9 protein-coding genes are annotated in these 13,059 nt (G+C 54.0%); 4 read left to right on the top strand and 5 right to left on the bottom strand.

Annotated features, from left to right (window positions below; genetic code table 11):
* Positions 1-4 precede the first annotated feature (4 nt).
* From IV04_RS14440 to ybbA, 5 genes are all read right to left on the bottom strand, one after another.
* Positions 5-1,072 (bottom strand): pentapeptide repeat-containing protein, encoded by a 1,068-nt coding sequence (locus IV04_RS14440; protein WP_037394484.1) that lies wholly within the window; start codon positions 1,070-1,072, stop codon positions 5-7.
* Positions 1,069-3,594 carry a DUF2169 domain-containing protein gene (locus IV04_RS14435; RefSeq protein ID WP_037394486.1) on the bottom strand — a complete coding sequence of 842 codons (2,526 nt, stop codon included), beginning with the start codon at positions 3,592-3,594 and terminating at the stop codon, positions 1,069-1,071. The genes IV04_RS14440 and IV04_RS14435 overlap by 4 nt, the downstream gene beginning before the upstream one ends.
* Positions 3,595-3,751: 157 nt before the next feature.
* Entirely contained in the window at positions 3,752-5,731 is a 1,980-nt protein-coding gene (locus IV04_RS14430; protein WP_051916805.1) for a type VI secretion system Vgr family protein, read from the bottom strand.
* A gap of 844 nt (positions 5,732-6,575) precedes the next feature.
* The gene (ybbP, locus tag IV04_RS14425; RefSeq protein WP_037394489.1) at positions 6,576-9,008 is read right to left on the bottom strand and encodes a putative ABC transporter permease subunit YbbP; all 2,433 of its coding nucleotides are present in this window, start codon (positions 9,006-9,008) and stop codon (positions 6,576-6,578) included.
* Positions 9,005-9,691, bottom strand: coding sequence for a putative ABC transporter ATP-binding protein YbbA (gene ybbA / locus IV04_RS14420; protein ID WP_037394492.1), 687 nt, complete (start codon positions 9,689-9,691; stop codon positions 9,005-9,007). Before ybbA ends, ybbP begins: the two co-directional genes overlap by 4 nt.
* Between ybbA and tesA the strand changes: the two genes are divergently transcribed.
* The 4 genes from tesA to IV04_RS14400 all read left to right on the top strand — a co-directional run bounded on the left by tesA (position 9,662) and on the right by IV04_RS14400 (position 13,058).
* Positions 9,662-10,300 (top strand): multifunctional acyl-CoA thioesterase I/protease I/lysophospholipase L1, encoded by a 639-nt coding sequence (tesA, locus tag IV04_RS14415; protein WP_161782099.1) that lies wholly within the window; start codon positions 9,662-9,664, stop codon positions 10,298-10,300. The genes ybbA and tesA overlap by 30 nt on opposite strands.
* A gap of 25 nt (positions 10,301-10,325) precedes the next feature.
* Positions 10,326-11,102: an SDR family oxidoreductase gene (locus IV04_RS14410; protein ID WP_037394498.1), complete on the top strand. Its 777-nt coding sequence runs from the start codon at positions 10,326-10,328 to the stop codon at positions 11,100-11,102.
* 72 nt (positions 11,103-11,174) lie between these two features.
* Positions 11,175-12,029, top strand: a complete 855-nt coding sequence (locus IV04_RS14405; RefSeq protein ID WP_037394500.1) for a co-chaperone YbbN — start codon at positions 11,175-11,177, stop codon at positions 12,027-12,029.
* A gap of 123 nt (positions 12,030-12,152) precedes the next feature.
* Positions 12,153-13,058 (top strand): SPFH domain-containing protein, encoded by a 906-nt coding sequence (locus tag IV04_RS14400; protein ID WP_037394503.1) that lies wholly within the window; start codon positions 12,153-12,155, stop codon positions 13,056-13,058.
* Position 13,059 lies beyond the last annotated feature (1 nt).

The raw sequence follows: 13,059 nt of genomic DNA, 5'->3' as shown, positions 1-13,059 counted from the left end.
CTCCTTATCCATGCTTCGGGTGATACGGCTGCTCGCTCCAGCTTTCAGCGGCAAACAGTTCGGGATCGTTGGCAAGCACCCCGGTTTTGTCTCCCCAGCGAGTGTCCTGCTGTACGGCCCGATGAAATTGTGTCTGGTTAAAATGCGCCCCGCCAAAGTCGGCGTAGCTGATGTCTGCATACGAAAAATTGGCATAGACCAGTTGGGTGTCGGTAAACAACGCCCCCGAGGCCCGACTTTTGTTGAACTGCGCCTGCACAAGCTGGCAGCCCGCAAAATGGGTGGCGGACAAACAGGCGTTAATCCACACCGACTGGTTCATCTGGCTGGCACGGCAGTCAGCGTAAGACAGATCCGCGTCGGCAAACTGAGCCCCTTCGGCCTGAACGCCACGCAGGTTCGCATTCTGCATTGATGCTCCATGGAACAGGCTGAAATTGAGCACGGCGGCGGCAAAATTCACATTGTCCAATTGGTTGCGGGTAAACATGCACTGAATCAGTGACTGGCCGTGATAATCGAGCCCCTGCTGTTGGCATTCAAAAAAATTCACCTGCTCAAAATGTGCACCAGAAGGGATGTACTGACGTAGATCCAATTGATACAACGTGGTTTTTTGCAGTTTGGCCTCGCTAAAATCGCTGTTTCCCATCATCGACTCAGAAATAGCGCTCTTCTCGAACTGCGCCTGACGAAACAGGCTGTGCTCTAAACGGCAGCCGATAAACTGCATTTTTGTCGCCTGCACCTGGCTGAAATCCGCGTGCTGCAAATTGCATTCGCTGAAGATCAACCCCGGCAAGGACGTGCCGCTAAAGTTGGCATGGCGTAAATCAGATTCACTGAAACTGACACTCTGCAAATGGGCGCGGGTAAATACCGCAGCCACCAGGGTGCAATCAATAAACAGGCAGCGCTCCAGATTGCAGTCGCTAAAGTCGGCATCACTGAAATCCACCTGCCTGAAAATGCCACCGGCCAAATCACCCGAAACCAGGTTGATGCCACACAACACCTGCTCCTCGATCACCTCGCCCTGTTTAACTTTTTGCTGTAGCTGAGCGGCATTCATTGTTCAGCTCCTTTACTGCGTTGCGGGTAGATCTTCATCTGTTTGACCCAGGCATCCCGCATCAGAGTGGTGTCATCGATCTCCGCCTGTGAAATATCTGCACGGAACAGGTTGGCGGCGGTAAGATCGCAACCGATAAGCCGTGATTTCTGCAACCGGCTGCCAATCAGGCTGGCTTGCCTGAGATCGGCCCCTTCCAGATTGCTGCGAATAAACAGCGAGTCGTTGGCCTGCACCCGCAGCAGGGTCACCTGCTGCAAGGTGGCTTCAGACAGATCGCAGTTCTCCAGCGTGGCAAAGCTTAAATCAGCCCCTTTCAGCGGCATTTGGCGCAGGTTGCACTGCATCAGCACCGCTCGGGTGAAACGGGCGTTTTCCAATGACGTCCCCGCCACAAAAGCGCAGTTCTCCAGCCGGGCACGCGTGAAATCAATGTTATCGGCCTGGCACTGAGTCATGGAACAGCGCTTAAGCTGTGCGTTTTCAAACACGGCCCGCTCCAAACGGCTGTCAACAAAAGTGCCTTTGTTAAGGCGCGCAGAGGAAAAACGAGGGTTCTCCAGCGTGATCCCGTTGAAAATAACGTTATCGAAGGAAGCCGCGCTGAAATCACAGTCAGTCAACGAGGTTTCGCTGAACATCTGGTGCGCAATCGTCGCCTGGCTGAAGTTGCAGCGTTCAAACTGCGTACCTTCGGTTGCTACCTTGCTCAGTTCGGTGCTGGTAAAATCACAGCCGTGGCAAATGGCCTGCGCCAACGTCGCTTCATTGAGCAAGCTATAGCGCAGCGAGGTGTGACTCATCAGGCTACGCGCCAGAATGGTTTGCGTCAGCGTGGCGTGATCCAGAATACAGTGGCTCAGATCGGCGTTTTCCAGCATGGCGCGCGTCAGATTGGCCCCGCTGAGATCCAGATGAGAGAGATCGGCACCGGTCAGATCGCAGCCGGTAAAGTTACGGTCCTGCGCCATTTTGCCAATCACCCACGTTCTCAACTGTGCAGCCTGCTCACCGCTCAGGCGCGGCGCAACATTCTGGCTGGTGACACCCAGGCGATACAGCTGATGCAGCCCTTCTTCCTGACCGGGATGCAATGCACCTTGCTGCTGTTGCAAAGCGCTGCGCATTTTATGCATTGATTCCGGCCCCGTTGGGCGGCGCGCATCATACTCTTGCCTTTCTGGCATGCGCTGCTCCATGTTCTGCATGGCGTCTTCTTTCGCCTTGCTGGCCATCTCTTCCATTTGTGCCATAAATTCAGGCAATTGCGACAGCATAGGGCGCTTGATATCCGGCACCTCTTTCGCTTCTTGGTACAGTTTGCTGTCGACCACTTTCAGGCGTTGGTCGGCATCCTGATAGATGGCCTGCTTGCGGGCTGCCAGGTTTTGCTGCAACGGATGCTCGGTTTCTGCTTCAGGCGTGTTATCGATCCACGGCCCAATGCTCTCTTCCGGCAATAAATCATGATCCTGAAAAGCGAAGGCGCTGCCTTTTTCCCGATCGCTGCGCTTAATCCAGACATCCCGGTAATGCTCTAACGAACGTGGCTGGTCTTGATGTTCCAGTGCGGGCATCAGCATATGAACGCCATGGGCATCATCATCCAGCGCTTCAAGCGGCAGTTCACCGTGATACACCAGAATCAGTTGCTCCAGGTGTGGCAGGAACCAGACCGTGGTCTGACGCAGTGCGATCTCCGAGAAAACCTCTTCCCCCTGTTCCGTGTGGTGGGCAAAGCAGCGCGCCTTCCACTGCGGGAGTTGCCCTTCCAGCACGGCATGCTCGGGGTGCATATTCTCGATCCGGTACTGCGCACCGCGCGGTAATTCATCCTGTTCCTGCCATTGCTGATCGCGCGGAGCAATGTTGAACAGGCGGAGATCGGCGTCATCGGCCAGGCCAATCGCGCCACGCTGTACCCAGGCTTCATCGTAGCGTTTGCCAATAAACGCTTGCCGGGCAGGCCAGGTGATATCGATGGCGTCAAAACCGGCAGGGGTTACCCGCTGCGCAGGCTCAGTCACCCGTTCATTCGGTAATTCGATGTTGGGCAGAGGTTGCGGAGCCCCTTCAACCTCTGCGCCGATGCCTAACGGATTGTCGGCAATGAGCGGGCCACCATACGCATGGGACCAGTCAAGCGGCAAAGAAGTGAAAGGCCGTGGAGCAGTGGGGGTGGCGCCCTGCCATTGCCGATCGCCAGAAACGATTAATGATTTTTGTTTTTCGCCCAGCGTAATGCTGACCCGGCAAACATTCTCAGCTAAACAGTTGTGCGGATAAGCCTGACCCGTGGCCAGAAACTCGGCGTAATATTTGGGGCAAGCGGTATCAACCACGCCCCCGGTGCTGGACAATTCACGTTGGGCCAGTTGCCATAATTCCGGCTCTGGGCGCAGCATGGGTTGTGCGCCCATATCGACCAATGCCAGAACGGCAATACCTAAGTACGGCTTATGTGCTTTATAAAAACAAGGACGATTCATCATCCCAAGACGTAGGGGTTTGATAATTCTCATTTATAATTCGCCTTCCAGATGGCAATCTGTGAAATATCACAGGCAATAGAAAAGTATTATCTTTTTTAATTATTTACTGCTGCTTAGCGCTCCATTAATGATGGATCGCTAAGTGCAGTTTATTTCCAGGGAAAATCGTCCCTTGATACTTTTTTAATTAGAGATACAGCACCAAATCTTTGGCATTTAACTCCAGCTTGCCAATATTAATTTGTGCTTTAAATATTTTCAGTACGGTATCATCAGCCAATATTTTAGCGCTGGTAACGCCCAAATAAGTCGGGATCACCTGTGCTTCAAACTGGGTCGAGTCAATATGCATCCCACGTACCCGAATATCGGCCCCCACCGCTTGAACTCTCAACCCGGCAGCAAACACTTTTAATTTTGTTGCCTCCAGATCGTCAGGCGTAATGGAAACCCGGTTAGTGGTAGGCTGAATCATCATGACTGGCGCAATGGTGGTCAGCGTTTGTGCCACCGTCGTCGTCAGATTACTGGAGAAGGTTTCTACCGCATCCCCCGTCACTGCAAGTGTGGACGTTCTCAGGATCGTACTGGTCGTATCGCCTTCCACCAGCAGATCCAGATTATTTTCCACTGAAACGTTCATATCCCGTTCGGCATGCAGGTTAAAGTTCTCTTCACCTGGAACATCCTCCATAAAGAGGCTGTTAGCGTTCGAGATCCCTCCCTCAGTGGTACGGCTCATAATCCCCATTCTGGCGGCGTTGGCTGGCAAGTCCCACGGGGGCATATTGTCCTCGTTGTAGACACGCCCGATGATCAGCGGCCTGTCAGGATCGCCGTTGATAAAATCGACCACCACTTCTTCGCCAATCCTTGGGATCTGTACGCCGCCGTATTGCCACCCGGCCCAGTTGCTGGAAACCCGCACCCAACAGGAGCTGGTTTCATCGCCTTTGCTGTAGCGATCCCAGCGGAACTTGAGTTTTACCCGGCCATAGCTGTCGGTCCAGATCGTCTCACCCGCCGGGCCAACCACCTCTGCCGTTTGTGGGCCATATGTTTTTGGCCAGGCGGTTTTGCGTTTTGGCCGCCACTGGGTGCTGGCGGGCAGAACTTCAAAATCGGTGTAATGCTCGGCGTCATCCTCGTCATTACTGGTGTAGCTGTTTTCCTGAAAGAAATAGCGAGCGGCGATGGTCAGATATTCACGAGCATCTTCCGGGCGCGGGGCGTTACCCAGCATAAACCGGTAACCAGGTGCCATACCGAGAGAAGAGGCACGGCCTCGCATATTTTCATGATTCGCTTCAAATTCTTGCTGGCGAACGCGAGCATAAAACTGTGCGTGACTCAGTTCGGTATAACATCCCGGCCAGTCGAAAACCTCTGCTTTCTCTTTAGCGTAGGACATCGGGTTACGGCGGTTTTCCAGCAGATTTGCACGGGGCTTACGGAAGTCGTAATCATCCATGCTATACAAACTCGGGGTGATAATATCGGAAACGTTCCACTCATAAATCGTAGAGTCGTTTTCGGTTAATCCCCCTTCCGTCAGGCGATACACAATATTGCTATAGCCCGTCAGAATATCGTGCCCTTGCGGGGCATCGGCCAGCACCATCGTGTGACCATCAGCTTGGTGGGTAAAATAGAAATAGATACCCTCATGTTCCATCAGGCGGCAAATAAAGTCATAGTCACTTTCCTGGTATTGCACAGAATAATCCCAAGAGCGGTAATCATAGCTCAGGCGATTTTCAACTTTGACTTTGTACTCACTTAATATAGTGGTAATGATTTCTGGCGCACTTTTACCCTGGAAGATCCTACAGTCCTGGTTTTGCGTTAAATACCAGAGCGTAGGGCGCAGCGTGGCGCGATAGAGGTAATATTTATCCCCGCTTTCTTCGCGACCCGCCAGCGACATACCGGTGATGTTGCCATTTAAATAGCGTTCATTACCAGGTAAGTCATTAATTGTAATGGTAAAAGACTTACCAAGCAGTGAAGTGAGATCCAGGGTATTACTCGGGCAAAGCAGTTCAACATCCAGTTGATAAATCTCGGACAGTCGCTCCTCCCCCTTTAGCGTGCGAAAAAGAAGGGGTTCGGAAATATCTGTAATTTGTTGAGCGACAAAATAACGGTTCGGATTTAGTGTCATCATTTTTTATGCCCGCACATTTAGGAATGTAAGCATTAATATATCCGCACCTTCCAAGGTGCAGATGCATATTCAAACTCAAGAGTACTCAGGTACATATTTGCACCATAGTTTTTAACAACTCGAACATAACAACCCTACTTTAACTAGGCTTTAAAACAGAGTCAAACTGGGTGTAACAAATAACGCCCATAAACTAATCTAGGTAAATCAAAGTTTCTCCTAGCGCTTTAGGCCACTTTTTACGTGAATAATCTTATGCGCGGCTATTTTTTTCGCTGGTAAAAATAAATATACAGAGAAAGGATTTTTAGCATGAGAGCTTTCTTATTCTTGGTGGTGTACGGTTGAGCCGTTCAATCCGGTGATTAGATCCTGCCACGCCCAATAAAAACCTTATAAATTATATGGATGATAGATCTTTAATGAACAATAAAGAACGATTTTTTTAAACACCTCGCCAGTTTACGATCCGGTTAATTTCTTGTGTAAAAAGGATGCAATCAATAAACAAATTCTTTTATCGCTAAATAAGCATAAAAAATACCCATTAATAGGTATTAAATTGGCATATAAAGACATAGCGAAGACTTAAATAAGAAAAGGATTAGAAAGAATAACCAGGCAAATAGTGAAAATAGTTTATTTAAACCAATTATTGATGATATTTTGGTTTTTTATTCCTAAAAAAATGAGACACAGCTCTCACGCTTAAGAATCACTTAACATTCCGCTTCAATATCGTTCACCTCTCAGCCAACAGGTATATTCAGGGTAAATATTCATCCAATTCATAAACCAGCCACTGGACTTACCCAGTGGCTGGCGGATTATGGCAAGACAAACGTTAACCTTCGTAACCGCGAAACAGCGCCTGCCCACGCAGCAAACGCACGCCAAGCCAACCGCCGCAGAGCGAAAGCAGCAATGCACTGAGTAGCGGCAATGCCCACCACAGCAGCAACGTCGGCGACCACGGGAAGTCGAATACCTGGGTTTGCAACAGCCAAAGCGCTGCCTCCGCCCCCACCGCTGCGGCAATCCCCGCTACTAACCCGAGCAAGGCAAACTCACACCACAGCGTGCCACACAGCAGGCGTTTGCCCGCCCCCAACGTGCGGTAAACCACCAGTTCCTGCCTGCGCTGGCGCATGCCCACCTGTACCTGTGCCAACAGCAGCAAACCACCGCAGATCACCACCAGCACCACCATCACTTCCAGCGCACGGCTCACCTGCTGCAACACGCCGCCAACCTGTTTCAGGATCGAGCCAATGTCCAGCAGACTCAGCGTAGGGAACTGACGGTTAAGCTGAGTCAACATCTTGCCGTCGCCGTCGTAACGGAAGCTGGTTAGCCAGGTTTGCGGCAAACTATCCAAGGCACCCGGCGGGAAGATAAAGTAGAAATTCGGCTTCAGGCTTTCCCAGTCCACCTGCCGCAGGCTGGTGACTTTAGCGCTGAACGATTGGGTGTCGCCGCTGAAGGTCAGGGTGTCGCCCAGTTTGATCTTGAGCCGCCCGGCGATCCCTTCATCCATCGAAACCTCCCCCTTCTGTGGCGGCCAAGTGCCTGCCGTCAGCGGGTTATGATCTGGCCGCTCGGCCTGCCAGGTCAGGTTCAGCTCACGATTGACGGCTTCACCACCCGGATCGTTCTCGTGCACCCTTTCGGTTGCCAACTGCTGGTTAATCTCGGTCAGGCGCACACGCACAATCGGGTAGAACGTCTCTTCCTTTAACTGATGCTGTTGCAGGAAAGTTTTGACCTGCGGCACCTGCGCCTGCGTCATGTTCAACAGGAAATAATTCGGGCTATCCGGCGGCAACTGCTGCTGCCAGCGATCGAGCAGATCGTTACGCAGCACCAGCAACAGAGCCAATAGCATAAACGACAGCGAAAACGCCGCCAGTTGGCTGACCGTCACCCACGGCTGATGCAGCAGGCGGCTCACCGCCAGACGTAGCGCCAGGTTTTTCAACGTAATGCGCCGTAACAACAGCAAACTGCCCCAACCGATCCCACCTAGCAGCAACGCCAGAACCACCATCCCGGCGAGGATCGCCCACAGCAACGTGCTGGCTCCCATCAGCAGGGTGAGCAAAGCCACGACGATCACCGCCGCCACGGGCAGGAAGTAACGCAGCGGCCAGACGTTAGCCACCACGTCACGGCGCAGCACGCGCAACGGTTGGGTCGCCAACAATTGCCGGTATGGGCGCAGGCCGACCAGCAATGAGATCATCACCAGCGCCCCCATTGCCCACACCCACGGCCAGGCTCCGGCGGCAGGCAACTGCCCAGGTAATACCGGGGCCAACAGGCGGATCAGCAAAGCTTCAAACCCCAGCCCGATCAGGCTGCCGCAGGCTCCAGCCAGCAACAGCACCGCCAGCCACTGGCCCACAATCAGCCTGCTCAACGCGTTGCGCCCAGCCCCCAGGGTTTTCAGCACCGCGATCAGATCGTAACGGCTGCGGCAATAGTGGCTCATCGCCACCGCCACGGCGGCAATCGACAGCAGCAGCGTCAGCAAGGCAGAAAGCAGCAGGAACTGCTGCGAGCGCTGGAGCGATTTCCCCAGCGCGCTGCCGGATTCTTCCAGACCAAACCAGCGTTGATCCGGCTTAAGCTGCGGCTTCAGGCGCTCTTCATAGCGCTGAATATTCTCCGGCGTACCGGCAAACATGTAGCGATAGGTCAGACGGCTGCCCGGTTGGACTGCACCGGTTTTGTCCACATCGGCCAGATTGATGATAATGCTTGGCGCAGTCTGGAACGGGTTGAAACCAGAATCCGGTTCCTGAATGATTTCACCCGCGATCCGCAGGCGGGTATCTCCGACATCCAGATTGTCACCCACCTTGATATCCAGCAGGGCCAGCAGACGAGGGGCCACCAGCACCGTGCCGGGCTCTGGTTTGATATTGACCGGGCGGGTTTCCAGCTTGCCATACAGCGGGTAAGCCACATCGGTGGCCTTCACATTGGCCAACTGTGGGCGATCCCCGGCATAGGTCATGGTGGTGAAGCTGAGCTGACGGCTGACCCGTAAACCCTGTTGCTGTGCATCAAGCAGCCAGCCCTCCGGTACCGGATGCGCAGCGCGCAACACGCGGTCACCGGCAATAAAATCGCGGCTTTGCTGGCTCAAGCCTTTGTCCATACGATCGCTGATACTGCCGAGCGCCAACACGCAGGCCACCGACAGCGTCAGTGCCAGCCAGACAATCAGCAGCGAAGGTGAACACCATTCACGCCAGAACCAACGCCAGATCATGCTTCCTCCCACAGCTTGCCTTCACGCAAGCGCAACCGCCGCTGGCAACGCGCCGCCAACGTTTCGTCATGGGTGACCAGAATCAGCGTGGTGGAAAAATCGCGGTTGAGGGAGAACAGCAAGTCAGCAATGCGCTCGCCAGTCTGGCGATCGAGGTTGCCGGTCGGTTCGTCGGCAAACAGCACACTCGGGCGGCCACTGAAAGCCCGTGCCAGCGCCACGCGCTGTTGCTCACCGCCGGAAAGCTGCGCGGGCAAATGATTCAGGCGCTGCCCTAAGCCAAGCTGCTCCAGCAATTTCACCGCCTGTTCACGGCTGTGGCGATCGCTCTCACCGCGCAGCAACGCCGGTAATTGTACGTTCTCCAACGCATTCAGCGTCGGCACCAGCATAAAGGATTGAAACACAAACCCGACATTCTTCGCCCGTAACGCAGCCCGCCCCTCTTCATCCAACGTGGTCAGCGATTTGCCCAATAAGCGCACCTCGCCTGCACTGCCATCGTCCAATCCGGCCAGGATCCCCAGCAGTGTCGATTTACCCGAGCCAGACTCGCCAATCAGGGCAATTGTCTGCGCGGGTTTGACAACCAGCTCGACTCCGGTAAGGATGGTGAGCTGATGTTCCCCCTGACCAACGTGTTTACTAAGATGATGAACTTCAAGAACGTTTTCCGCTGGCATCTTCCCTTCCTTTTGCTGTTGGGATTATTCAGTTTACGTGCTGCCGCCACCGATACCTTATTGATTCTTGGCGACAGTTTAAGTGCCGGTTACCGCTTGCCGGTAGCTCAGGCCTGGCCAACGCTGCTGGCCAACCATTGGCAAAAACAGCCCGGTGGCCCACAGGTGATCAACGCCAGTATCAGCGGTGACACCGCAGCCCAGGGCTTGGCGCGCCTGCCTGAACTGTTGAAACAGCACCAGCCGCGCTGGGTGATGATTGAACTGGGCGCTAACGATGGGCTTCGCGGTTTCCCGGCCCAGGATGTTCAGCGCGATCTCAGCCAGATCATCACTCAGGTGCAGCAGGCTGGCGCACAACCGCTGCTGATGCAAATCCATATTCCGCCAAACTATGGCCGCCGCTACACCGAGGCTTTCAGTGCCATCTACCCAGCATTAGCCAAGCAGTTCAATATTCCGCTATTGCCGTTCTTTATGGAACACGTGGTGATCAAACCGGAATGGATGCAGGATGACGGATTGCATCCTAATCAGGATGCCCAGCCGTTTATTGCCACCTGGATGGCAGAGCGGCTGGAACCTCTAGTAAAACATGAGTCTAACTAAATAGGGCTGCCTACTAGGTAAAGTTATGCAAAAAGCAATATTGATAACCGGCTGCTCCAGCGGAATTGGATTGATTGCCGCACAGGATCTGCGTAATCGTGGCTACCGCGTGCTGGCCGCCTGCCGTAAGCCGCAGGATGTCGAAAATATGCACCAGCTCGGGTTGGAAGCGGTTGAGCTGGATCTGGACGACAGCGCCAGCGTAGAACGCGCCGCCGCGCAGGTGATAGACATGACCGGTGGCCGTCTGTACGGCCTGTTCAACAATGGCGGTTACGGCGTTTATGGCCCGCTCAGCGCAATCTCACGCCAACAGCTGGAACAGCAGTTCTCAACCAACCTGTTCGGTACGCATCAACTGACGCAGTTATTATTGCCCGCCATGCTGCCACACGGCGAAGGCCGCATTATTCAGACCAGTTCGGTGATGGGGCTGGTTTCCAGCGCCGGGCGCGGAGCCTATGCCGCCAGCAAGTTTGCGCTGGAAGCCTGGTCGGATGCGCTGCGGATGGAACTGCACGGTACTGGCATTCAGGTCAGCCTGATCGAACCCGGCCCGCTTACCACGCATTTTACCCAGAACGTCAACCAGACCCAGAGCGATAAACCGGTACATAACCCCAGTATCGCCAGGTTGCTGACGCTGCCGCCAGAGGCCGTGCTGCCGAAGCTGCGCCACGCGCTGGAAAGCCCGAGGGCCAAATTGCGTTATCCGGTCACGCTGCTGGCCCATGCGTTGGGGATCCTGCGCCGCGTGCTGCCTGGCCGTATGCTGGACTGGCTGATGCGCAGCAATGGTTAAGACCAGGGTTGAAGTGCATCAGTTCGCCCCCATTTAGAATCAAATCGCTCCGCAAGCTCAGAGAGAAAAACCATGCTAGCTCACGCTGTTGTTGATATTAACGAAACAAACCTGCACCAGACGCTGGAACAGTCCATGTCCATTCCAGTGCTGTTCTACTTCTGGTCCGATCGCAGCCAACATTGCCTGCAACTTAATCCGGTGCTGGAGAAGCTGGCGGCGGAATACGCGGGGCAGTTCATTCTGGCCAAGGTAGACTGCGATGCCGAGCAGATGATCGCCTCCCAATTTGGGCTGCGCTCGATCCCAACCGTTTATATGTTCCAAGAAGGCCAGCCGGTTGACGGCTTCCAGGGCCCGCAGCCGGAAGAGATGATCCGTGAGTTCCTGCAGCGCTTTCTGCCTAAAACCGAAGACCTGAAACTGGCGGAAGCGCTGGAACTGTTGCAGGAAGATCGCGCCGCTGATGCCCTGCCGCTGCTGAAAGAGGCCTGGCAAGCCAGCAACCAGCGTAGCGACATCGGCCTGACGCTGGCTGAAACGCAAATCGCGCTGAACAAAATGGAAGATGCAGAAGCAGTGCTGGCCACCATTCCCCTGCAGGATCGCGATACCCGCTATCAAGGGCTGGTCGCCCAGATTGAGTTACTGAAACAGGCCGCCGATACGCCAGAAATCCAACAGTTGCAACAACAGGTGCAGCAGCAGCCAGAAAACGCTGAGCTGGCGGTTCAACTCGCCCTGCAACTGCATCAGGTTGGCCGTAACGAAGAAGCGCTGGAACTGCTGATGGGCCATCTGCAAAAAGATCTGGCCACCGCAAACGGTAATGCGCGTAAAACACTGATGGATATTCTGGCCGCGCTGGGCACTGGTGATGTGCTCGCTGCCAGATACCGCCGTCAGCTTTATTCTTTATTGTACTAACTCTTCAATCATCAGGGTGCAGCCTGCTGTGCCCTGCCTTTCCAACTGCGGCTTGAAGTATGGCGGGCATATTATCTCGTGTTGGCGTACTATCTATTAATACGTCTGACAGGAGGTTATGCCATGTTTACCGTTATTCCGGTTGTGATCGTTGTTGCGTTGATTATCGTCTTCGCCAGCGTAAAAATTGTGCCGCAAGGCTTTCAATGGACAGTAGAACGCTTTGGCCGTTACACCAAAACCTTGATGCCGGGGCTCAATATCGTTGTGCCGTTTATGGATCGTATTGGCCGTAAAATCAATATGATGGAGCAGGTGCTGGATATCCCTTCCCAAGAGATTATCTCGCGCGATAACGCCAACGTAGCAATTGATGCCGTGTGCTTTATTCAGGTGGTCGATCCGGCGCGTGCCGCCTATGAGGTCAGCAACCTGGAACAGGCGATCGTTAACCTCACCATGACCAACTTCCGTACCGTGCTTGGCTCCATGGAACTGGACGAAATGCTTTCACAGCGCGACAGCATCAACAGCCGCCTGCTGCATATCGTCGATGAGGCCACCAATCCTTGGGGCGTCAAAATTACCCGTATCGAAATCCGTGACGTGCGCCCGCCTGCCGAGCTGATCGCCTCCATGAACGCACAGATGAAGGCTGAACGTACCAAACGTGCCGATATTCTGGAAGCTGAAGGGGTACGTCAGGCAGCAATCCTGCGCGCCGAAGGGGATAAACAGTCGCAGATCCTGAAAGCCGAAGGGGAGCGCCAGTCTGCATTCCTGCAGGCGGAAGCGCGTGAACGTGCCGCCGAAGCAGAAGCAAAAGCGACGCAGTTGGTTTCTGATGCCATCGCCAACGGTAACCTGCAAGCGGTTAACTACTTTGTGGCACAAAAGTACACCGATGCGCTGCAGAAAATCGGCTCTGCCAATAACAGCAAAGTGATCATGATGCCGCTGGACGCCAGCAGCCTGCTGGGTTCCATCGGTGGCATCACTGAGCTGCTGAAAGACACCAAAGGCAAATAAT

The sequence above is a fragment of the Serratia sp. Ag1 genome (genome assembly GCF_000743355.1).
Taxonomy (GTDB): Bacteria; Pseudomonadota; Gammaproteobacteria; order Enterobacterales; family Enterobacteriaceae; genus Chania.
This window is presented reverse-complemented; position numbering and strand designations above follow the sequence as displayed.